Here is a 21,809-nt window from a genome sequence, read left to right on the forward strand (position 1 = left end):
CCACCTCTTTTAGATAAAATTTATCTACTTATATCTTTGCTTTGAGTGGCACGTGTTTTTCAATCAGCTGTTGAAAACGAACGGCCATTATTTTATCGCCTTCACCGTTTGGATGCAGCCCATCAGGCATATATTTTTCATACTCTTCTCCAAACAGTTTAAGCCCGTCTATATAATAAATGTTTTGATCGCCATGTCGAATTAACATATTCACGACTTGAACAATTTCTGCTCTCACTTTCTCCAGTGATAATCCAACTTCATTTTCAATTTTTTCTCGTTCTCTGTGAAAAATAGGAGAAATAATCGCAATCGGCACGTCCTTGTGCTTTTCACGAATCGTTTGGATAAATCCAATCAAGGCAGGAATAAAAGTTCGATCTGATAATGTATTTCCCCCGACTATATTTATCCCGACACATAAGGAAATAAAATCAGCAGGCAGATCACGAATCATTCTTCCAACCATTGGTTCTAAATGACAATTTCCGCTATACCCAAGGCAAGTAAGGTTAAAATCCATCTGAGCGGCAGCAAGTGCTGGCCAGGTTTGCGATGGACTATCTGAATAATAACAATGAGTGATCGAACTTCCATACGTAATCCAGCGCAAACGGAAATCGTCTACCTGTTCCCACTCTGCCCCATCATCAATCCATATTCCCGAAATTTGGACAGGTACTTTCTGGGGTAAATAGATCTCTATCACCTTCGATTGACCAGAAAGGGAATCAAAGACAACGGTTGATTCCCCTGCTGGAATATAGGCGGTTTTTACTAGACTACCATCTATTAAACAATCCATCTCCATCCATTCAGCGGATTTAGCCATTCCAATCTGAATAGACTGAGTATTACTTCGAATTTTAATTCGAACACCCGCTGGCATCTCCGCTTGACCATTTATGCTATTAGGAAAGAAAAACTCCTTCTTCTCGAAAGGGATTCTCCAAGGCTTCAAGTAATCCTTTGTTCTTTCAAATGAAACGGCCCCATGAAACAACTTTTCAGATAATGGTATCTGTTGCAAGCTCATTCCTCCAATAATATCAAACTATGACTTTAACCAGTCCAACGAAAACTTAACAAAAGCAATGTCCATGTTATTCCAGTCTGAGTAATCATATACCCGTTCATACAGAACGCCAATTTCGCCAGTTTGCAGAACAGTGAGGCAAGAATAACCGTAGAAGCTTTCCTCAATTACTTTACTATATGGCCATGTTTTCCCGCCGTCTTCACTCAAACGTACGGTTCCTTTAACCCTTGTTTTTTCATCAGCTGGGTTAGAGAATAGAACCCGTACTTTTCCGTCACCTAAATCTGGATAAAGGACAACACTTGATTGACAGATAGGATCAATTAATTCCATGTCAAACGTTACCTCACCCCATGTTTCGCCACCATCCGTACTGGTTGTGACTGCTGTTCTTTGAAGTCCATAATGATTACGCAAATAATATTTTAATTCACCTGTTGGCAATTCTATGACCTGGGACTCTGTTAAATACTGTTTTCCATTATTAATTGTCTGTGCAGTGAGAACCTCACCGTCAAGCTCCCTGCCATCATTTGGTGATTCACCACGCTGCCAAGTAACACCATGATCATCGCTATAAATACAAGCACATGATAGGTGGCCTGCTTCATTAGAAAAATAGATTGGGAACACTAATCGTCCTTTCTTTTCTCCGTGCTTCAACTGAATACCGCACCCAGGACCAGATCCAATAAACTTCATCCATTCTTCCTTAACCGATACATTTAATTCTCTTGGTTTGGACCAAGTAAGCCCATCGTCTTCACTTTGAATGATTTGCAAAAAGCATGTTCTTGCTTCTAGTAAACTTTCATTTTGGTCAATTCCCTTTTTAAAATAGATATTTCCTGCAGCCTGACCATTATTGAAGACATAACCATTTTCATCAACTGTATAATTTGTTACATTATTTTCTGTATCATAAACTTTTCCTGAATCCGATAAAAAGTAAACATTTCCTTCATTATCAAATAACTTCCTACGTCCATCTGCATCGAAACCGATTCCCGGTTCACTATTCCATAGGCCAATTCCACCTGGTGAGTGGCAATAAATCATAAAAATGGTTCCTGTTTCTTCATCCTGTAAAAGCGACGTATCAATCGCCGCTGCCCCATCTAAACCTTCACCCGCAAATGCGACTAGCTTTTGAACAGGTCCCCAAGTCTCACCATGGTCTTCGCTGCGTCGAATCGTAGCATCTATTTGGTTCGGATTATCTGTTTGATCGACAATCCTTGCATCTATACCTGCAATAACCGTTCCCTTCGTTGTTGTAATCATTGAAGGTATCCGGTAAGCTCTTGAACCTGCAAGGTTTGGATAAAAAACTGCTTCAGCTTGGATATTTGACATATAATTCTCCCTCTACTTTCAAAATAAATGTGGGTACCAAAAGCACCCACATTTGTTTTTTTGTTCTATTCATTCATCAAATCGGAAACTTTAGGGGCTTTTTCTAACTCAGCAAGCATTTCTTTCCCGCCATTATTCATCCAAGTTTCTACGTAATTGTCCCACTCTTTGTCTATATCAACTTCACCAACAATCGCTTTCATTCTGAATTCGGCAACAACTGTATCTAGTTGTCCTTTGTAACGCTTCTCGACTTCCTTAATATTTGTTTCATTTAATACATCCCATTTATACGGGCGAATTACCATTTTTTCTTTTACATCTTCTCGCGCAAAGAAGTCATTTTTTAATTTCATCGTATATTCAGATGTAAACCATTGTACTCTCTCTTGATCATACGTACGGAAATTGTATGCCCAAAAACCTGAATTTCCTTCTTGCTCTGCAAATTCTGGGCGTACTTTTAGAGCTGACTTCTCAGGTGTACCTTCCCAATCAGAATGCACGCCAACTTCTCCATACAAGGTCCATCTTGCTTCATTATCAAAGTTAATATAATCAAAAATTTGAAGGATTCTTGCCAATTCTTCATCCGTTACATCCTTTGAAATAAAGAATGCATCCGCTAAATTTCCAACAGGAATAAAAGCTCCTACACCCTGCTGTCCGTCTTTACCAATCTCAGGTGCGGTTGCAAGTATTTTGGCAGTAGAATCTGGATTTTCGACGATGTTTTGCGGTGCACGGCCTTTTGCCCAGTCATCCATAGCAATATAGGCAGGCTGCGCAATATAGTAACCGATTTGTCCTTGCTTATATTTTTCCCAGCTCTTTTTATCGTCGAGTGTAGTAAATTCAGGATCCACTAATCCCATGTCATACCATTTTGCCATTAACTTTAAGAACTCTTTATAGTTTTGTGAAATTTCTGTTGTAACTAGTTTGCCATCTTCCATTAAGTTAAATGTTGGAGCAATTCCAAATGCACCCATTAAAGAAACAGCCCAATTGGTATTGCTATTCCACGGTGAAATTCCATACGTATCATTTTTTCCATTCCCATCAGGATCATCAAACGTAAAGGCTTTAAGAATTTCTTCTATTTCTTCAATCGTGTAAGCCTCTTCTGTATAATAGATTTTTTCACGGCCACCACTTGGTCCTACTTGCTTGATTTCACCTGGCGGTTCAATACCTAACTTTTCCATCCAATCAAGACGGAATGTTGGAGTCCAAGTCAAACCATCAACATGGGCGTATTGTCCGATTAATTGTAAATATTCGTTATCTGTCCCTTCTTTTAAATTCATAATTGGACCTGGAGGGTTTTCTGATAACATTTTCATATAACGTGGAGCATACTTTTCAAGCATTTCTTTCGGAATTGTTCTCGTTAAGCCAGAATCATATAATTCTTGTGCTGACTTTCCTCCTGCAGTAAAGGCAAATGTATCAGGAAGGTCACCAGATGCTACCATTAAGTTTACTTGGTCAAGATTCCAAGTATCCGTTTTAGTATTGATGATTTTGACATTAAATTGCTCTTCTAATCTTTTTTGAACATAGTTTCCATCCTCTACCTTACCTCTTGTAACAGATCCTGATAGATTAAGCTCAAGCTCTTTTGAAAAATCCCCAGCCTCAGGCAAGCTTGCAACATCAACTTTTTCTGCTTCTTTGCTAGCTTCATTATTAGAGCATGCTGCAGTAAATATAAGTGCACTTGAGACAGCAGCTAACGAAAGTTTTTTCGCGAACTTTTTCATCTAAAAAATCCCCCTTTTTAACCTTTTAATGAACCAATCATAATACCTTTAATAAAATATTTTTGTACGAATGGATATACTAATACAATTGGACCAATCGAGAGTATTACAGTCGCAGCCCGAACATTACTGAGTAATAGTTCTGCATTACCAGCCATTCCGCCTCCGCCCATTTGGGCATTCTGAGTAAGATCCATCGCTGTCAGCATATCCCTTACTACAATTTGTAAAACCGTTTTTGAGTCATCCTGTATATAAACCAAAGCGTGGAACCATTCATTCCAATGATAGACAGCTGCCCAAAGTGCCACAGTTGCGATAACAGGCTTTGAAACTGGAATAATAATTTTAGTAAGAATCGTTAAGTAGTTTGCTCCATCCATAATTGCAGATTCTTCAAGCCCTTTATCAATGGTCATAAAATAGTTACGCATGATGATAATAAAAAACACATTAACCGCTGAAGGTAAAATTAGCGACAAGCTATTGTCAAGTAATCCTAGATTTTTAATTAATAAGTAATCTGGGATCATTCCTCCTGAAAAGAACATTGCAATCAGGAAAAATATCGTAAAGAAATTGCGGTAAGGCAAGTCTTTCTTAGAAAGCGGATAGGCAGCCAGAACAGTAAAAGTTACAATTAATATCGTTCCAGCAACAGTACGCAAAATTGTATTTACATAAGCTACCATGATGTTTTCGTAAGTAAATACAAACTGGTAGGCATCTGTAATCCATTTGTCAGGCCACAGATTTAAGCCAAGACTAGATGCTGATTCTGCGTCCGAAAAGGATAAAACTATGGTCTGCCAAAAAGGGTAAATGACCAGTATTGAAAAGATAATAAATCCCGTTATGTTGAAAATATTAAACAATGAGATCTTTTTCCTAGATTTTGCTGCCATCTTTTATCCTCCTTTCTACCAAATTCCATGTTCACTTTTTCTTCGGATAATTGCGTTCGCACTTAGGATCAGTACGATTCCAACGACATTTTTAAACAACCCTACTGCAGTAGCATAATCAAACTGGAATTGCTCTAACCCACTTCGATATACATACGTATCAATAATGTCCGCAACTTCATATACTAATGGATTGTACAAGTTAAGAATCTGGTCAAATCCTGCATTTAATACACTTCCAAGTCTCAGAATAAATAGAATAATGACCATAGGCATAATGGAAGGAAGCGTTATATGAATCATTTTATGAAATCTGCCTGCTCCGTCCATGTCAGCTGCTTCGTATAATTGCGGATCTATCGATGCTATCGTTGCTAAATAAATAATGGCTCCCCATCCAATCTCTTTCCACATATCAGTCAGGATCAATATCGGAATGAATGCCGTTTTGTCTGACATGAAATTGATAGGTTCCCCACCAACGAGCGTAATAAAGAAATTAATAATTCCCCGTTGCGGAGAAAATACTTCAATAACCATGGCGGATAAAATTACCCAAGACATGAAATGCGGTAAATAGGAAATGGATTGACTCACCTTTTTAAACTTTTCATTTGTGATCTCATTTAACAAAATGGCAAAAATAATTGGTGCTGGGAACACAATGATAATTTTCAGTAGACTGATCACAACTGTATTTTGCAGTGCCCTTAAAAATAAGAAATCACTAAACAGTCTCTTAAAGTGTTCAAAATTATTCCATGGACTATCCCATATACCTAGACCTGGTGAAAAACTTTTGAAGGCGATTAAGATCCCATACATTGGAATGTAGTGAAAGAGAAATAACATGCCCATTGGAATCAACATCATGATGTATAGCATCTTCATTTTCTTCATACGAACCCATGTCGTATTCGCCTGCCGCTGTGGCTTTGCTTTGGCCTTTTGGACTACAGTTTGCATTTAAATATCCTCCCCTCTCTATTATCTGTAAACGTTTTCTATAATCAGAATAATATAAATTGTTAATAGATAGTTTTACTTTCTTTAGGAAAAATAACACTATTTAAAGATATAATAAAAAAGGCCACTCCCAAGAGTGAGCCTCGTTAATTAAGGGCTGGAATGACTATGGTCACCTTTGTCCCTTGCCCTCGTTCGCTTTCGATATCAAGCCCATATTTTTCCCCGAAATGGAGCTTTATTCTACCATTTACATTGTAAATACCGGCTTTCTCTATCGAAGCTGCAGCCAGGTGGCTTTTAATAACCGTCAGATCTTCATCTCTGATGCCAGCTGCGTTATCCTGTACAATAATATAGATTTTGTCCTCTCTTATCTCGCACGAAATATGAATTGTCACCATATTCTTTGTTTTCCTTGCACCATGATTAATGGCATTTTCGATGACCGGCTGCAGAATAAGTTTAACCGTTTCATAATTCATTACACTTTCATCAATGTCCCAAATACATTCAAAATTATCAAAGCGATACGACATAATGTTAATATAGTTTTTTGTATAGACGATCTCTTCCCGAAGCGTTATCATAAATTTTTCTCGGTTCGTGATAAAGCGGAAAAGTTGGCTTAAGGAAGCAATCATTTCAGTAGCTTTATCCGTCTCATTCGTTTCTACCAAAAAGAGCAAATTATCCAAGGTATTATATAAAAAATGAGGATTAATTTGCGACTGGAGTGCATTCAGCTGCAGCTCCCGCTTTTCATACTTTAATTGAACTTTCTCTTGATTTGTCATGATGGTCTCATGAATCAATTCTTCTATTCTCTCAATCATTCTATTAAAATTTTTTGTAAGTGAATCCACTTCATTGATTCCAGATAATTTTTCTACCACATCGTAATGGGAGCCCTTGAGATCAAATGTTTGTAATAACTCATTCAACTGCCCGATAGGTCTCAGCATTCTTTTCGAAATCCAATATGCAAAAATAAGCAGCAAAAGCAGAATGAAAAATAATAGATAGAGGTCACTAATAAATAATTGATTAACCTGTTTTTGAACATCTGAATAATTGTATTTTGAAATAAATTCCCAGTCCATACTAGTAATTTCGGTGCTGTAAGCATGAAAATTTTTCCCTTCATCCCGTAACACCTTTTCTTTATTATCAAAAACTTTACCGACTTCTAGTGGATTCTGATGAGATATTATCCTATTATTCTTATCAGCAATCAGCATTTCAAGGCCGGTTTGCTGCCAATCCAAATAATATTTTTCCAACTGATTGTTTTCAATATCAACTGAAATAAAGCCTATAATTTTTGAAAAGTCGATTGGGGAATAGATAGGCATTCCAATCACAATCGTCACATTATCAAGACGGTCCTTTTTTAATTTATAGCTAATTTTCTTCCCTGCCCCCGCCAAATCTCGTTTAAAATCTTGATCTAATTTCTGCGGTGCATTATGCATATTAGTATATAAAATTTTTCCGGAAGCATCGTAAATTCTAATGTTTTGCCTTCTTAATTCAAAGAATTGCCTGCTATCTACTAATTCATAGCCTATTTTTTCGTCATCATGTTCCAATATGAGCAGCTGAACTTTGCTATTATGCGCAATTCGTGATATTGTCATCTCCCGTTGATTGATCTCATTGTTTAACAACCGAGCCATTCTTTCATGTAATGAATGGTAGCTCTCCTGTAGATCTGCTGATACGAGCTGGGAGGTTTGTATATAGAGAATCCCGATAAAGAATAATATCGGCAGCAAAACAGTGATTACAAAATAAAAAAAGAAGCGTTCCCTCAAACTTATTTTCATGCCTTTCTTTTTATTTATCTGGAGGAGGTTACTGTAATTTCTGCTTTTTTCATACTTCTTAAGTGATTCAACTAACTGATAAAGTGGCTGAATCACTTTTTGACCAATCACCCTAGAAAAAATAAATGCAACAATTGCCGTACAAACAAATGTTATCGCAATCGTTTTCCATATAAGTTCCATTTGTTTTTGATAAAAACCTAATGGCTCCTCATAAATAAGCTTAAAATTATAATAGGGTATACTCGAATAATAAACTCCTGTATCACCCCAATCTACATTTAGTGCATTTTGATTGCTGAACATTTTCTCAATTTCTGTAGGGATTTTGGTGGTTGCCTGTTCCCCTTTAAAAAACATTTTGCCATTTTGGTCAAACAATTGAATCTTGTCCGCATAGAAGAGAGAATCATCCAATTTTTTTGGGTTGATAAATAGCAAAATGACCCCTTTATGTACGCCATCTGCGGAAATAATATTCGTCCCAAATAATAAATGATTATTTAAATCTTCGGTCTCAATGGACTCTTCTACCGATTTTTCATCTGCTGAAAAAGGTATTTCAATCTTTCTGCTTGCCTCTCCCAAGTTAATAAAATGAAAATTGCGCTCCACTTCCTCTTTTACCTTCATACCATTAAACTTGAAATCTACATATTTTTGATCAGAGCTATATTGAGTGTTCGGTGTAATAATAAGGATATTATCAATAAGTCTGTTATTCTGCCTAATCGTATTCAAATAATCTTCCAGAGCCACAGCCTCGTGATATTTCTCAGATGGACTAAATTCGGAACTACTCAATTCATCTATATATCGGATAACGATCTCGTTTGTTTTCAAATTGTTTGTCGTATTATAGATTTCGTTAAACTCCATTTGTAGCTCATAAGAAATCTGATCCATTCTTAACTGTACAGAAGTTTCTTTCTTTTCTTCAATAAAGCTTTTAATTTTAATATAAAATAAACTGCTTAATAACAATAAAAATATTAAAACTGTGACTAACGAGAACTTTAATAAAAAGGTGTGGAAGTGAATGTTTTTGTTTTTTTCTGTTTTTAATCTCATGATTATCTCCTGAAGACTGATTTTTTTACTGTCTTCTAAACACAACAGGGGTAACACCTGTTTCATTTTTAAATACTTTATTAAAATACGAGTGACTTTGAAAACCGACCATGTCCGAAATCACTTTTACTTTATAATTCGTATTTCTAAGAAGCTTCTCTGCTTCTTCTACTCTAATCTTATTGACATAATCGATAAAGTTTTGGCCTGTTTCCTTTTTGAAAATCGCACTGAAATAGGCTTGATGTAAAAATAGCTTGTTTGAAATATCCTCTAACGTAATACGTTCCTGATAATTTTCTTTCACATATTCCTTGGCCAACAAAACATAGCTGTTAAAATCTTTTTTATCCTTATTGATTAAATCAAAAGATATCGTTTCCAACATTTGAATCAGCCATCTCTTTAATTCTTCTAAAGAATCAATCTCGTAAATTCTTCCTAATACATGCTTTTGATCAATTGATGAGAGTGATAGTCCCTTCTCTTTCAAACGAAACATAAGAATAATAATGAGTTCGGAACACGAACTCCTTATTTCGGCAATCGGTAAACCGCAAACCCGCTTGTATGGTTCAAAGAAATGATTGACCGCATCAGTACTATTCGTTACTGTACCAGTTTTCATTGAATTTATAAGATGAGCTTCGATCGTATTAACATGATCTAACATTGAATTTTGGAGCATTGTTTGATTTTCATTATTTCCATCAACAGCTAAATCTTCGTAAAAAATAACCATTTCATATTCATTGAAATATTTATAGCTATACGCGTATACCGCTTCATTATAGGAACGGTTAATTTCTTGATACTTATATGACGTATTACCGACCCCAACAACAAAATTCTTTTGATTGATAAACAACTCACCGAGATTGTCTCTTAATGTGTCAATGAACAGGAGAAGTTTCGGCCTTAGTTCTTTTTTCGCAATAAGTTTCTTATCTGTTATTAACACAATAAGACTGTTCCCATAGAACAAAATAGGAACCTGATAACGATTCCAAAAGTCCATAGCCAGTTCGGTAACCTTTTGACGAATTGAGAAAGTAGACGTTTCTTTAAACAGTCGATCAAAGGAAAAAATGACTACTCTATAGCTTTGTGCCTGGATATTCGACTTATCAGCATAATTAGATAGATTTGTGCCTTTCATTAAATCTAAAAGCATCAATTCCTCAATATCCCACTGACTATCCAATTGATTTGAATTTTTGGCCGCTTCGTCTTCCCGTAATTCTTCTGCCAACTTCCTGAAAACATTGAAAAAGTCACTTTTCATTAATGGCTTCAACAAATAGCCCTTCACCCCAAATTTAATGGCATCTTGGGCATATTTAAAATCATCATAAGCACTAAGAATAACTACTTTTGTTTCGGGGTAAGATGTGTTGACTTCTGCAGCAAGCTCTAATCCTGTCATCTCAGGCATAAGAACGTCTGTCAAAACGGCATGGGGACATTCTTGTTTTATAAGCTCTAATGCATGAACACCATTTTCTGCAGTACCAACTACTTCAAAACCTACTTCACCCCAAGGAAAAAAATGAGCCAATCTGTCACGGATGTTTTTTTCATCATCAACTATGATTATCTTGTACATAGTACCCCCCCTTTTTCTTTTAATATTCGGAAAAGATAATGTTTTTGTATTAGTATAACAAAATAAAGAATTGTCAAAAAGCTAATCTATCATTTTATGAGAGGTACTTATTGGATTAGAATACAAGATTCATAGTTTCTTCATAATATGAAACACGAATTGTTGGATTTACTTATGCAATATCTTCTGTGTTTTTAGTTAGAATAAAAAAAGTACCTATAGACCAAACACTTTTTACAAGCGTCCTATCTATAGGTACTATTGAATCCAATTCTTATTTATTAACTGGACCTTTTGTGATTTCGGTAAGCGTTGAATTGATTGCAAAGACTTTTCCGTTAACGTCGTTGATGCCAAATCCGCCTAATCGTTTCGTATGCATGTCGAGATATTTTTCAGCAGTTTCTTTTGTCTCGAATAAATAGATTCCACCCGCTTCTTTTGTTTCTGGATTTTCGGTCCAAATTTTCCAGATGAAACCTGGTTCTTCATTAATACTTCTGGCCAAATCAGAAAACGCTACAGCCATTTCATCTCCGAATGGTCCATCCATTTTAAAATCTACCTGTAATACGTATGCCATAGTGACTCTCCTTTTTATACAGTTTGAAGTTCAGATTCTTTTTGTCTGATTCCTTTTAAAGCAGTAGACCACGCGACAACATCGTCTATCGTTTTATGTAAGGAGTCCTCATGGAAAGGGGCAGGATTAAATTTACTCATATCTTGAAAGTCAGTAAATAGACTCATCGCAACGGAAGGCCCAACTGTTGCTACCTTTGGCACTGTTAAAATAAGGCGTAAATCATTTGCTGCTGTCACACCTAAAGTTGATCCATAGCTTACAATTCCCGCTGCTTTATGATTCCACTCAACATAAAGATAATCAATTGCATCCTTCAACCCAGATGTAATAGCCTTATTATATTCCGGAGTGACAAATATAAATCCATCGAGACTACTGATTTTTTCAGACCATGCATGTGCTTCTGGAGCTTGATAGTCCTGTGACATTATCGCCGGAATAGGCTCATTAAATTTCGGTAGGTTATAGTCTTTTATATCTACTAATTCAAATTCTGCATCAGTTCTTTTATCCGCGATTGATTTCACCCATTCTGCGACTTGTAAATTTACCCTTGAGTCTCTTGTGCTACCTGTAAGAATACCAATTTTAATCATGTTTTCTCCTCCTAAATTGAAATGTTTTTCGTATCTACATTTAGTTTAGCAAGGGCGAAAACAATTTGGCACCAACAGTAAATTAGAAATGTTGTTTATCCAACACTTTTAATAAAGTGTATAAAAAGTAGAGTGATCATGGGGCTTATTAGCCCTTGTCCACACACTAGACTGGGACGTGGGATCTGTCCCTGTGTCCCAGTCACAGCATAAAGAGAACGAATGTTAAGGGTAATATTAATACAGGCAGCCATGAGATTGATAGAAAGGCGCCTTTTTTGTAGCCTGCTTCTGGAAACGGAATCGAGGCTGGATTAAAGAACCAGTTTGCTATTCGATTTAGTTTCGACTTTTTCATTGGGAAGTCGGGAACCTCGACCGTGAATTGATCGAGTTTCTCTTTTAATTCTTTGTCAAATTGGTCGTTATTCAATCCTCATTCACCTCTAATTCTACTTTTAGTTTTTTTAGTGCTCGATGCAGCTTTGATTTTACCGTTCCGACTGGGATGTGTAGGATCGTGGAGATTTCATTTTGTGTGAGATCGTGGTAGTAGGTCAGCAACACAATCGCGCGTAAGTCTTCCGGGAGCGATTGGATTGCAGTTTGTACGGTTATTTTTTCGTCGGAGTTTTCATGGTGCGGATAACGTTCTGCCAAAAGCGGCAACAAGGTTCGAAATAGACTCTGTCTCCTTAGACGCGTCATCATCGTGTTATAAGCTATTTGATAGAGATAGGTTTTGAACTGTCCTTTTTCCGGATCAAACTGATGATATTTACGCTGCAGCTTTTCAAACGTGTCCTGAACAAGGTCGATGCTGAGTTGCTCGTTGTTTGTGTACCGAAAAATAAACTGGTAAAGAGGGGCTTTGTACATTTTGTAAATGACTTCTAATGCTTCCTTATCCCCTCGTTTTAATTGAAGAATTGCCTCGTCAACGCTACTGTAACTCATCAGACCACCGCTTTTTAATTCCTTTATATACATATGCCAGCTTTGTAATGAACCACAAAAATGTAATCATACTGAAGACAACCGTCTGATGAATAAAAAATTGAATGAACGGACTATCGATGGTGTCCCCTCGTAAAAGGAAAACCAATAATCCGATAATACATAAAAATGTATACACAGCTGCAATTGTAATAATTGTATCCCATCTAGACCAATAAAAATAGATGTTCGATTTCGTAAAATCAATATCACCCTTATGATCCCGGACCACCTTTTTATTCAATGAGCCAATCACTATTGCAAAAACAGATCCAAGAACGGCAACCACAACAGAACTTACAACCCACCCTATGATTGTTGTCATTTTTCGCACTCCCTCATTTTTGTTCTTACTTCTTATACTAATGAGGGGAGAAAAAGGTTCATTTTTTCTAGAAAGATATCTATTTTTTCATACTTTTTTGGAGAGCGAGCATTTCTTCTGCTAATTTGTGGATACGTTTTTTAAGACCTTGATTGGTGATTTCATTGTCATCATCGAAGTTATCATTATGTATGAAGACTTGATGCACCGGTACTGTCCCTTTTAAGTAGGACAGAATAGGCTTTAAATGGTACTCCGAGACGAGAAAATGCTTTTCCGTACCACCAGTTGTAATAATTCCCGTCACTTTATTCTTGAAGGAATCAACTGGGAAAAAGTCTAACAGGTTTTTTAGCACCCCTGAAATCGACGCCTGATAAATTGGTGAACCAAAAACAAGCATATCTGCCTCTAATATTTTATTTACTACTTTAATTGTATCATCATTGTAATAGCTTAATGGGCTTCCATTCACAAATTCAACCTCAAAATCCTTTAGGTCTAGTAATTCAATTTGAACGGAGTAATCAAGTGATTTAATAGCAGCCAACACTTCATAGACCGCCTTCGAAGTTTTTGCCCCAATCAGAGAACCTGAAATACCAACAACCTTCATATCGTGAACCTCCTAAATGTCATTTGATCCAGTCTTAGCGTTCACTTAAAAATGATCATTTATGATTGTTTTTCAGGCGTTAGTTAATCTTGAAAAACTAAAAGACCACAGTTGTTGGACTGTGGTCTTTCCATGCTGTGCCACTATACTTGATGTTGTCTTTATACTCTGGAATAGTAACGATGAACTTGGACAAGGAATCCTGTATGTCCAAGTTCAAATCATACATTTGGCCTTTAATGACATAGGCTCCGCTTTCAGCGATGTTTGGCTTATCTTAGTATGATTTTCCCAAAGGAAAATATATGATAACAAAACAAAAGTGAGAACTTAGATCCCTTGTCCCACCATTTTTTTTACAGGGGCAAGCTTGATAAGTTATGGGATAGGGACACATCAAAAAACGGGAGATAGTTAGTCCTCTTATTAGAAATGTTAGCTACAAGATTGTTCAGTTTGACTTCGTGAAGTATGCAGCTGAAAATTTTATGTCAGAAAATTGAAATCACTGTTATAATTAAGAACAGTCCTTCCTATTAACTGGAAACTTCAAACAACAAATGATGCACTAGATTACTGACATAAGGGGAGAATATAATGGAACAACTAGTGAAAGAGTTAACTGCAATTCATGGTCCATGCGGCTTTGAAGAGGATGTCGCAAAATACATAGCCAGCCGGTTAAAGGGGAAAGTGGACCATATGGAGGTTGACGGGGCAGGTAATCTTATTGTCTCTAAAAAGGGCAACCAAGTGGGGCCCAAAATTGTCGTTGCAGCTCATATGGATGAGGTAGGCTTTATCGTGAAAAAGATAGAAGAAAATGGACTTATCCGGTTTGAAAAGCTAGGAGGACATGACGATCGAATTCTTCTATCACAACGTGTCCAAATCAAAACATCCAAAGGGTTACGCTCAGGTGTTATTGGAACAATTTCAGCCCATATGATGAAATATGATGACCCCAAAAAGGTTAGACCACATCAGCGCCTATATATCGATGCAGGTGCTTCTTCTAAAAAAGAGGCAGAGGAATTTGGCATTAAAATTGGAGATCCGATTACGTGGTACCCACATTTTGATCATTTGTCAGAAACTCGAATTGTTGGAAAATCATTTGATGATCGAGCAGGCTGTGCTGTATTAATTCAAGCATTAGAGGAATTGGACAAGGATGATTTTTCGGGTGAATTTGTAGGAATCTTTACTGTCCAAGAAGAAGTTGGACTACGAGGAGCACGGGTTGCAAGCCATCAACAAAATGCCGATGTTGCCATTGCCCTTGATACAACAGCCGTTAGCGATACGCCAGAAGAAATGATGGATCAAACATTAGCAATCGGATATGGCACAGGAATAAAGGTACTAGATTTCAGCTTGATAGCAAATAAAAAGGTTCGTGATCACCTAATTGAACTAGCAGATGCTAGTCATATATCATACCAATTAGAGGTTTTCCCTGGAATTGGAACAGATGCAGGAGAATTAAGTCTTGCTCACCAAGGTATTCCTACTGGTGTTTTATCCATACCTTCAAGATATGCACATTCTTCAATTGAAGTAATTGACTTGAATGATCTTGAAGCAACAAAGAATTTATTAGTTGCTTTTGTAAAAAACATGAGATATTCAAACTCTTATAAATTCACGATTGAATAGAAAGCTTTTTAATCCTAGTGTGTATACAAAGTTAGCAATGACTTTGTATACACTCTTTTGTATGAATATTGTTAATGATTCTTGCAAATTGAATAATTCCTTGTAAAGAGTAGAAAGTAAAAAATAAACTACATTGGAGGAATGATTGTGGGTAGATGTGAGCTCTGTGGACGTAGTGAAGTTGAAACAACGATTCATCATCTACTCCCTAAAGAGTTAGGAGGTACCTTTGGTGACACGGCTACCCTCTGCATCCCATGTCATAAACAAATTCATGCATTGTATACAAATAAAGAGATTGCTACTCGGTTAACGACATTACGAGAACTAAGAGAAGACGAAATGCTTTCACGATTTATTAAATGGATACGAAAGCAACCTCCTACCAAAATAATGAAAAGTAGAAAATCGAACGGTCGAAGAATGAAAAAGAAATAGGCTGTTACATAGAAACGCGTCCTCTGAACATACTATACGTACATATGTTTGGAGGGATTACAATGGAAACAACGGATTTTAATCAAATTTATAAAAAATACAAGCAACAAGGTGAAGAGCAGGCTCGTTTAGAAGCTGTAAAAACAGATTCTACAAAGGAAAGTATAGTAGCAGTTCGTAAAAACGAAGATGGCGACATAATCGCGTTTAAGACAGAAAGTGGCAGGGAATTGGATTATATAACAGCTCTAAATGAGGCAAAAGCAGGCATGCTCGCTCATGTAGATGTATTCCATAAATACGGCAGAGATATTCTCCGTAGCGAACCGGATGGAATAAAAGAAAACAACTTAGATAATCTTCCTGATTTTTAGTTACTTTAGAACAATTAATAATCTCATAACCCAGCAGACTACTGTTAATTCTAAAAAAAGGAATCACTACTCTGTAAAATTAAGTACCAATGAATGTACCTTTTTATTTACAGAATAGTTGTTTGACTTTAATATCACACATTAAATAAAAATTAAGTACATCGCTTATATTTAGCGGTGTACTTTTTTATTAACTAGCCCCCCTAAATGACCGTACTTATTGGCGATTATTTGCTATTTTTTTTTGCTTATACGTTATACTATGATCTTTTTTGAAACCTAACCATTTAGTAAATCGTATAAAAAACTAAATGATCAAAGTACCTAATAACGGGGGGGATAAAAGTTGGACTTATTACTCTGGATAACTATTGGTTTCATAATAATCGGCTTTGGTGTTCTCACTTCTATGAAAAAAGGTATGGAAAGTAGGCTCGCTTTTATAACAGCGAATACGGAAGACGTGGAAAGTTCAAAGAAAGCTAAAACCATAATTTTATGGATAATAAGTACCACAGCTTGGGGAATCGTGAGTATGGTTCTTATTGTTTGGTGGTTTCATAATCATTATGGATAACTATTGTACTTTAACAAACGGGGGAGTTGATCAAGAATGGTTACACAGCTTTATGTGAAGTTTTTAAACCAACGGTGTAGGATTGTGCAATAAAGTTTTAAGTATGAGAGGTGATAAGATGAAAATGAAACATTTTAAAGTAACTCTTGTTATAATCTCAATTTCTATCCTTTGCTATCATATTTTTCAGTTATTCTACCTTTGGGCAGATATTCCCGAACGTATCGCAATACACTTTACTAACGACGCTCCAGATAACTGGGGTCCGAAATACATCCTGTATATAATGCCTATTTTGGGTATTTTCATTTGGTTCCTTATTGGTTTATTGGTTAAAAAACCAGAAAAATTAAACTATATCAATTTAACTGAAGCAAATAAAGAAATTCAGTTTTCAAGAACCGGAAAAGTATTGATACTGATTCAAAATCTTAGTTTTATATCCTTTATACTAGCTAACGAAGCATTGCTAAGATATTCAGTCGGAATCGATTCTAGTCTACCTTTTATAATTTCGCTCACTCTTTTGGCTATTTGTTTTATTACTCCCTTTTATCTTTTAATTTGGGCATCAACATTAAAATACTAAATATTTTCAATAAATTATTAGAAAGACGGATGCGTTCGTACAACAACATTGCAATTTCTTGTTGTAGGGCATTTGTAGTAGAAAAAAAGGATAGATAGAGCATATATAATTCTGCTCATCTATCCTTTTTATTTCCCGCCTTATAATGGCTGACAATAAATTAAAATATAATGTTTATAAAGGTACTTGGCTTTTAATAAAATTTTGTCATAATGCTTTTTGGTAATTTATAGAAAATTACACTTACACCGCTTTATGCTTCCACCCTTTGCCCTCTTCAACAAAAAGGATTCCTAACTCGTGATGCTCGCCTTCGTAAAGGGCTCGTTGTACATACCTGACCTCACCGTTAATATCTAACACATCAACCTTACATAAGGCACGATTTTTTTGAAGAGCCATGTAAAATTCCTGAACGGTTTTTACGTGAATGCCGTTCACCTTTGAAATGGTCTCACCAATTTTAATCTGCATTTTGTCAGCTGGTGATTGTGGAATGATGCCTAAGACGAGTAGGCCATGATTTCGTTTTGAAAAGATGGATTGTCTAGCTTCATCGGTAAAATAGTGTTGCAGGTAGATGAGTTCCCGACCTGCCAGTGCAAAACAGGCGGCAATAATCGCCGTAACGGGATACCAAATGCTAGCAAGTGCTAACCCTGAAATTACGATCCCAAGAATGATCACGCGTTTCCCGACAACGGGGATACTCTCGGTTGGGAGCATGCTTTTTACTTTATGATAAAATCCAATTCCAAACGGCACTAAAATGAGCGAGTAAGCTTGTCCAGATACATTGAACACTGGCCACCATTCATATTGAGTGGTGAGTGCCTCACCTGGAATAAGTAAGAATACGGGTGCAAGCCATAGTCGTTGTGAAATATGGATACCGACCGGAAGCCCACGTTTACTTTTTAAAAGATCAGGTGACGTGCCAATATGACCTCTTTTCAGAACCAATATTCCTTCTGCCAGTATAAGGGCGCCAAGCAAGATTGCTATCGCCGCCAGACTTGTATTGCCCATGTCATCTAGTAATCTCGCAATAAATTTATTTTCAACTGATAGATTTGATAATAAGATAATTCCGAAAAACGATACTCCTAAAATATAGGCTGGAGATAGTAGCCGTGTATTGATCGGTAAACTGAGTAGGAAAGTGACAATTGCAATTAATACGATGCTACCAAGTGGAATGACGACACCAGCTGCAAGTGTTACCACTGATATAAGCAGTCCCGCAAGCCAACCGCCCGGAAGTAGTGATCTCAGGTCATATAAGCCATCTTCAACTCTTATATGGAATGCGCGTCGCTCACGTTTAACCCGGAAATAGCCTAAAAGTACACAATATCCTGCAAAATAATAAAACATTGGATTAAGAAAAAAGCGCCCAATCCCCTTTGCAAATTCGAGTAACCATGCTTCAATCATTCTTTTTCACCACCTATGGATATGACTTGATATGTAAAAATTTTCGTTCGATTTACTAACTTTTATTGTACCAAATACTTGATATAAAGTGAAACTCAATCAGCGAGGGATTTTCTTCCTCCCTCACTGATAGTTAGTTGGGTCCCGGAAGGCTTTTAACATGGATGAAAATAGGTTTTGTCCGATAAAAAATGGAGAATGTCCGATATATTCAGAGTTGTGTCCGATATATTTGGATGAATGTCCGATATCCTGGCAACTGTGTCCGATAAAATCGAAATATTGTCCGATAACTAAAACCTATTTAAAAAGCCTGCCTTCCGGGTGAACCGGAAGGCTTTTAATTTTGCCGGAAAATAGGGTATGTCCGATAAAAAGTGGAGATTGTCCGATATATTCAGAGTTGTGTCCGATATATTTGGAATTATGTCCGATATCCTAGCAACTGTGTCCGATAAAATCGAAATATTGTCCGATAACTAAAACCTATTTAAATAGCCTGCCTTCCGGGTGAACCGGAAGGCTTTTAATTTTGCCGGAAAATAGGGTATGTCCGATAAAAAGTGGAGATTGTCCGATATATTCAGAGTTGTGTCCGATATATTTGGATGAATGTCCGATATCCTGGCAACTGTGTCCGATAAAATCGAAATATTGTCCGATATAAGAGTTCACCTGCCTCTCGGATAAAGATCTGAATGCTACTAATGCAAAAAAACACCTCTCCGACTGGGAGAGGTGCACGTAAATTTTATTTAAAGAGTACTTCCATAGCTTTTTGAAGTTGTAGGTCGTTCTTTTTGTCTCGAATGGACTCGATGACTTTTGCTTCAATTGCGCCGGCTGTTTTTTCGTTAATTGTGCCGGTTGCTTCTATATTATTTGCTTGTTGGAAGGCTTTTACCGCAATGACGGTTTCTCCACTGAAGTAGCCGTCCTCACGCCCTGGGTCGAATCCTAATCCCTTCAGCATAATTTGTGCGTTTTTGATTTTTTCATTGTTCATGTTTTGCGTTAGCTCTTTTTCAAATTGAATTGGGTTCGCATAGAAGTATTCAGGTTGCTTTGCCTCGACTGTTGGCTCAATTCCTTTTTTGTGGATCCAGTTGCCATCTGGTGTTAACCATTTGAACATCGTTAACTTCAGGTTACTGCCGTCGCCCATGTCGCGCGCTTGCTGAACAGTTCCTTTTCCAAATGTTTTTTCACCGACGATGTCATAGCCACCTGCTTCTTTTAAGGCACCTGCTAAAATTTCAGATGCGGAAGCACTACCTTGGTTTGTGAGCACGACAATTGGGTATTCTTTTTGTTTTTCAAGAGTGGAGAAGAAGCGCTGCTTTTCACCGTCTCTGTTTTCGATTTGAACATATGGCTTATCCTTTGTTACAAGTTGTTTTAGAATTTCTTCAACACTTTCTAAAAGTCCACCAGGATTGCCACGAACATCGATGACCAGACCCTCAATGCCCTTGTCTTCTAACTCATTCAGACCAACAATGAAATCCTCTGCTGTTTCTTGCGCAAACGATGTGATTTCAATATACCCAAGCTTTTTATTATCATATTCCTTCAAATCTGTGTAGACTGTTTCAATCGGTATAGTATCACGGGTTACTTTTACATTCATAAGCTCGGTTACACCTGGTCTCATGACTTCTAGGGTAACAACTGTTCCTTTTTCCCCGCGAATTTTTAAAACGGCTTCATATAGATCTAGGCCTTCGATGCTTTCGCCGTCAATTTTGATGATTTGATCATTGGGCTTAAGACCTGATTTTTCAGCAGGAGAATCCTTGAATGGAGCGACAATTGTAACCTTGCCTTCCATCATACTTACCTCTGCGCCAATTCCTTCAAACGATGATTCTAATGACTCATTGAACTGGGCAGCTGTTTCTTCATCCATATATGCAGAATACGGGTCATCAAGTGTGCTGACCATCCCCTGAATGGCACCCTCAATTAATTGTTTTTCGTCCACCTTTTCAACATAATTAGATAAAATCATGTTGTATGCTTGACCGATTTTAGATAGATCGTTTTTGTTTTCCTTTGTATTTTCATTGTTTTGGCTTGGTTGCTGAACGAGTGGTTGTTCGTTGTTATCAAGCAACTGAACCACTAAAAACGTGACACTCGCTCCTAATAGTAAGGATAGTACCATGTATAATGCGACAACTTTACGACTCACCTATTTGTTCCTCCTCCGTTACGAATACAAATGCATACCGTTAATTTTTGTAGCTTTTACGTTCTTATTCATCCCTTACCCATGATTAATAGTCGAAAAGTCTTGTTTGATCATTTTGCCTGGCCCTTTTTGACTATCCAGTGAGAGTTGCAGGAAAAGGCACCACACCTGCGTTAGTGCGATGCCTTTGTATAAAAATATGTAATGCTTGTACACTTTATGACAAAAATGAGGCCACGCCTCAACGTGTAATAGGTAAAAATTTTTGTTCCTTTTCCATTATAAAAGTTTTATTAGAATGAAGTAAAGAAAAATGTAGTCAGTTAAGGGCTAGTGCAGTAAGATAGAAGAAATCTTTTTTCTAGGAGTGGTTTTGGTGGCATATGAAATTCGCGAACTAAAGACGGCTGAGGAATGGAAAGTAGCGTTTCCTGTTATGAAGCAATTACGGACACATCTGGACCTCGAGGAGTTTGTTGCATTGGTGACGGGCATGAAGCCACAAGGATATAGAATGTTTGCTTTATTTGATAACGGTAAGGTTGCGGCGGTTACTGGGGTCGCGCAACAGCTCAATCTTAATTACGGAAATCACATGTATGTCTATGATTTGGTGACAGATGAGGCCGGGCGGTCAAAAGGCTATGGTGAAACACTACTTTCTTATATTCATGAACTTGGTCGTGAATTGGGCTGCGGGTTGGTTGCATTGACGTCTGGACTGCAGCGTGTGGATGCGCATCGTTTTTATGAGGAGAAGATGGGATATGAGCGAAAGAGTTATGCGTTTGTGAAGCAATTATAGAGTAGGACGGTCTCGTTAAAAAGTTTTTTTCGCTATCGTCCATAAAACTTTTTTATTGGCCATATTTTCATATTATTAG

The 21,809-nt window shown here is 37.0% G+C and carries 21 protein-coding genes; 6 read left to right on the forward strand and 15 right to left on the reverse strand.

Features of this window, described 5'->3' with window-relative positions; all coding sequences use genetic code 11:
• Positions 1–28 precede the first annotated feature (28 nt).
• From AC6CHV_RS06510 to AC6CHV_RS06570, 13 genes are all read right to left on the reverse strand, one after another.
• Positions 29–1,030, reverse strand: a complete 1,002-nt coding sequence (locus tag AC6CHV_RS06510) for an SGNH/GDSL hydrolase family protein (protein WP_498078374.1) — start codon at positions 1,028–1,030, stop codon at positions 29–31.
• A gap of 24 nt (positions 1,031–1,054) precedes the next feature.
• The gene (locus AC6CHV_RS06515; RefSeq protein WP_498078375.1) at positions 1,055–2,395 is read right to left on the reverse strand and encodes an exo-alpha-sialidase; all 1,341 of its coding nucleotides are present in this window, start codon (positions 2,393–2,395) and stop codon (positions 1,055–1,057) included.
• Positions 2,396–2,460: 65 nt separating this feature from the next.
• A complete protein-coding gene (locus AC6CHV_RS06520) occupies positions 2,461–4,161 on the reverse strand; it encodes a type 2 periplasmic-binding domain-containing protein (protein WP_498078376.1) in 1,701 nt (566 codons plus the stop codon).
• A 17-nt stretch (positions 4,162–4,178) separates the two neighbouring features.
• Positions 4,179–5,066, reverse strand: coding sequence for an ABC transporter permease subunit (locus tag AC6CHV_RS06525; RefSeq protein ID WP_498078377.1), 888 nt, complete (start codon positions 5,064–5,066; stop codon positions 4,179–4,181).
• Between the two features lie 15 nt (positions 5,067–5,081).
• On the reverse strand, positions 5,082–6,032 hold the full coding sequence (locus tag AC6CHV_RS06530; protein ID WP_498078378.1) for an ABC transporter permease subunit: 951 nt from the start codon (positions 6,030–6,032) through the stop codon (positions 5,082–5,084).
• Between the two features lie 146 nt (positions 6,033–6,178).
• Positions 6,179–8,932 (reverse strand): histidine kinase, encoded by a 2,754-nt coding sequence (locus AC6CHV_RS06535; RefSeq protein ID WP_498078379.1) that lies wholly within the window; start codon positions 8,930–8,932, stop codon positions 6,179–6,181.
• A 25-nt stretch (positions 8,933–8,957) separates the two neighbouring features.
• Positions 8,958–10,538: a response regulator gene (locus AC6CHV_RS06540; RefSeq protein WP_498078380.1), complete on the reverse strand. Its 1,581-nt coding sequence runs from the start codon at positions 10,536–10,538 to the stop codon at positions 8,958–8,960.
• A 274-nt stretch (positions 10,539–10,812) separates the two neighbouring features.
• Positions 10,813–11,121 (reverse strand): monooxygenase, encoded by a 309-nt coding sequence (locus AC6CHV_RS06545; RefSeq protein WP_498078381.1) that lies wholly within the window; start codon positions 11,119–11,121, stop codon positions 10,813–10,815.
• A gap of 14 nt (positions 11,122–11,135) precedes the next feature.
• The gene (locus AC6CHV_RS06550) at positions 11,136–11,720 is read right to left on the reverse strand and encodes an NAD(P)H-dependent oxidoreductase (protein ID WP_498078382.1); all 585 of its coding nucleotides are present in this window, start codon (positions 11,718–11,720) and stop codon (positions 11,136–11,138) included.
• A 202-nt stretch (positions 11,721–11,922) separates the two neighbouring features.
• Positions 11,923–12,153: a hypothetical protein gene (locus AC6CHV_RS06555; protein WP_341330079.1), complete on the reverse strand. Its 231-nt coding sequence runs from the start codon at positions 12,151–12,153 to the stop codon at positions 11,923–11,925.
• Positions 12,150–12,650 carry a sigma-70 family RNA polymerase sigma factor gene (locus AC6CHV_RS06560; protein WP_498078521.1) on the reverse strand — a complete coding sequence of 167 codons (501 nt, stop codon included), beginning with the start codon at positions 12,648–12,650 and terminating at the stop codon, positions 12,150–12,152. Before AC6CHV_RS06560 ends, AC6CHV_RS06555 begins: the two co-directional genes overlap by 4 nt.
• A gap of 13 nt (positions 12,651–12,663) precedes the next feature.
• Positions 12,664–13,041, reverse strand: coding sequence for a hypothetical protein (locus AC6CHV_RS06565; protein WP_498078383.1), 378 nt, complete (start codon positions 13,039–13,041; stop codon positions 12,664–12,666).
• A gap of 79 nt (positions 13,042–13,120) precedes the next feature.
• The gene (locus AC6CHV_RS06570) at positions 13,121–13,657 is read right to left on the reverse strand and encodes an NAD(P)H-dependent oxidoreductase (protein ID WP_498078384.1); all 537 of its coding nucleotides are present in this window, start codon (positions 13,655–13,657) and stop codon (positions 13,121–13,123) included.
• Positions 13,658–14,254: 597 nt separating this feature from the next.
• On the opposite strand from AC6CHV_RS06570, the gene AC6CHV_RS06575 reads away from it, so the two are divergent.
• The 5 genes from AC6CHV_RS06575 (at position 14,255) to AC6CHV_RS06595 (ending at position 17,294) form a co-directional block, all read left to right on the forward strand.
• Positions 14,255–15,316, forward strand: coding sequence for a M42 family metallopeptidase (locus AC6CHV_RS06575; RefSeq protein ID WP_341330075.1), 1,062 nt, complete (start codon positions 14,255–14,257; stop codon positions 15,314–15,316).
• A 141-nt stretch (positions 15,317–15,457) separates the two neighbouring features.
• A complete protein-coding gene (gene hlpB, locus AC6CHV_RS06580) occupies positions 15,458–15,754 on the forward strand; it encodes an HNH nuclease-like protein HlpB (RefSeq protein ID WP_498078385.1) in 297 nt (98 codons plus the stop codon).
• A 62-nt stretch (positions 15,755–15,816) separates the two neighbouring features.
• Entirely contained in the window at positions 15,817–16,128 is a 312-nt protein-coding gene (locus AC6CHV_RS06585) for a DUF3892 domain-containing protein (RefSeq protein WP_498078386.1), read from the forward strand.
• Between the two features lie 346 nt (positions 16,129–16,474).
• Positions 16,475–16,705 carry a hypothetical protein gene (locus tag AC6CHV_RS06590; protein ID WP_498078387.1) on the forward strand — a complete coding sequence of 77 codons (231 nt, stop codon included), beginning with the start codon at positions 16,475–16,477 and terminating at the stop codon, positions 16,703–16,705.
• A gap of 118 nt (positions 16,706–16,823) precedes the next feature.
• Positions 16,824–17,294, forward strand: a complete 471-nt coding sequence (locus AC6CHV_RS06595; RefSeq protein WP_341330070.1) for a DUF1648 domain-containing protein — start codon at positions 16,824–16,826, stop codon at positions 17,292–17,294.
• Positions 17,295–17,537: 243 nt separating this feature from the next.
• On the opposite strand, the gene AC6CHV_RS06600 is transcribed toward AC6CHV_RS06595, so the two are convergent.
• Together AC6CHV_RS06600 and AC6CHV_RS06605 are read right to left on the reverse strand one after the other, a co-directional pair.
• Positions 17,538–18,731 carry a PDZ domain-containing protein gene (locus AC6CHV_RS06600; protein ID WP_498078388.1) on the reverse strand — a complete coding sequence of 398 codons (1,194 nt, stop codon included), beginning with the start codon at positions 18,729–18,731 and terminating at the stop codon, positions 17,538–17,540.
• A 751-nt stretch (positions 18,732–19,482) separates the two neighbouring features.
• Positions 19,483–20,925 (reverse strand): S41 family peptidase, encoded by a 1,443-nt coding sequence (locus tag AC6CHV_RS06605; RefSeq protein WP_341332919.1) that lies wholly within the window; start codon positions 20,923–20,925, stop codon positions 19,483–19,485.
• A 376-nt stretch (positions 20,926–21,301) separates the two neighbouring features.
• On the opposite strand from AC6CHV_RS06605, the gene AC6CHV_RS06610 reads away from it, so the two are divergent.
• A complete protein-coding gene (locus AC6CHV_RS06610) occupies positions 21,302–21,730 on the forward strand; it encodes a GNAT family N-acetyltransferase (protein ID WP_498078389.1) in 429 nt (142 codons plus the stop codon).
• Positions 21,731–21,809: the final 79 nt, after the last annotated feature.

The sequence above is a fragment of the Ferdinandcohnia sp. GQ5 genome, assembly GCF_059759275.1.

Bases quoted from the DNA above. Each gene is read 5' to 3' on its own strand.
- AC6CHV_RS06515 (WP_498078375.1), bottom strand. From the start codon at position 2,395: ATGTCAAATATCCAAGCTGAAGCAGTTTTTTATCCAAACCTTGCAGGT.
- AC6CHV_RS06520 (WP_498078376.1), bottom strand. From the start codon at position 4,161: ATGAAAAAGTTCGCGAAAAAACTTTCGTTAGCTGCTGTCTCAAGTGCA.
- AC6CHV_RS06525 (WP_498078377.1), bottom strand. From the start codon at position 5,066: ATGGCAGCAAAATCTAGGAAAAAGATCTCATTGTTTAATATTTTCAAC.
- AC6CHV_RS06530 (WP_498078378.1), bottom strand. From the start codon at position 6,032: ATGCAAACTGTAGTCCAAAAGGCCAAAGCAAAGCCACAGCGGCAGGCG.
- AC6CHV_RS06535 (WP_498078379.1), bottom strand. From the start codon at position 8,932: ATGAGATTAAAAACAGAAAAAAACAAAAACATTCACTTCCACACCTTT.
- AC6CHV_RS06540 (WP_498078380.1), bottom strand. From the start codon at position 10,538: ATGTACAAGATAATCATAGTTGATGATGAAAAAAACATCCGTGACAGA.
- AC6CHV_RS06545 (WP_498078381.1), bottom strand. From the start codon at position 11,121: ATGGCATACGTATTACAGGTAGATTTTAAAATGGATGGACCATTCGGA.
- AC6CHV_RS06550 (WP_498078382.1), bottom strand. From the start codon at position 11,720: ATGATTAAAATTGGTATTCTTACAGGTAGCACAAGAGACTCAAGGGTA.
- AC6CHV_RS06565 (WP_498078383.1), bottom strand. From the start codon at position 13,041: ATGACAACAATCATAGGGTGGGTTGTAAGTTCTGTTGTGGTTGCCGTT.
- AC6CHV_RS06570 (WP_498078384.1), bottom strand. From the start codon at position 13,657: ATGAAGGTTGTTGGTATTTCAGGTTCTCTGATTGGGGCAAAAACTTCG.
- AC6CHV_RS06575 (WP_341330075.1), top strand. From the start codon at position 14,255: ATGGAACAACTAGTGAAAGAGTTAACTGCAATTCATGGTCCATGCGGC.
- hlpB (WP_498078385.1), top strand. From the start codon at position 15,458: ATGATTGTGGGTAGATGTGAGCTCTGTGGACGTAGTGAAGTTGAAACA.
- AC6CHV_RS06585 (WP_498078386.1), top strand. From the start codon at position 15,817: ATGGAAACAACGGATTTTAATCAAATTTATAAAAAATACAAGCAACAA.
- AC6CHV_RS06595 (WP_341330070.1), top strand. From the start codon at position 16,824: ATGAAAATGAAACATTTTAAAGTAACTCTTGTTATAATCTCAATTTCT.
- AC6CHV_RS06600 (WP_498078388.1), bottom strand. From the start codon at position 18,731: ATGATTGAAGCATGGTTACTCGAATTTGCAAAGGGGATTGGGCGCTTT.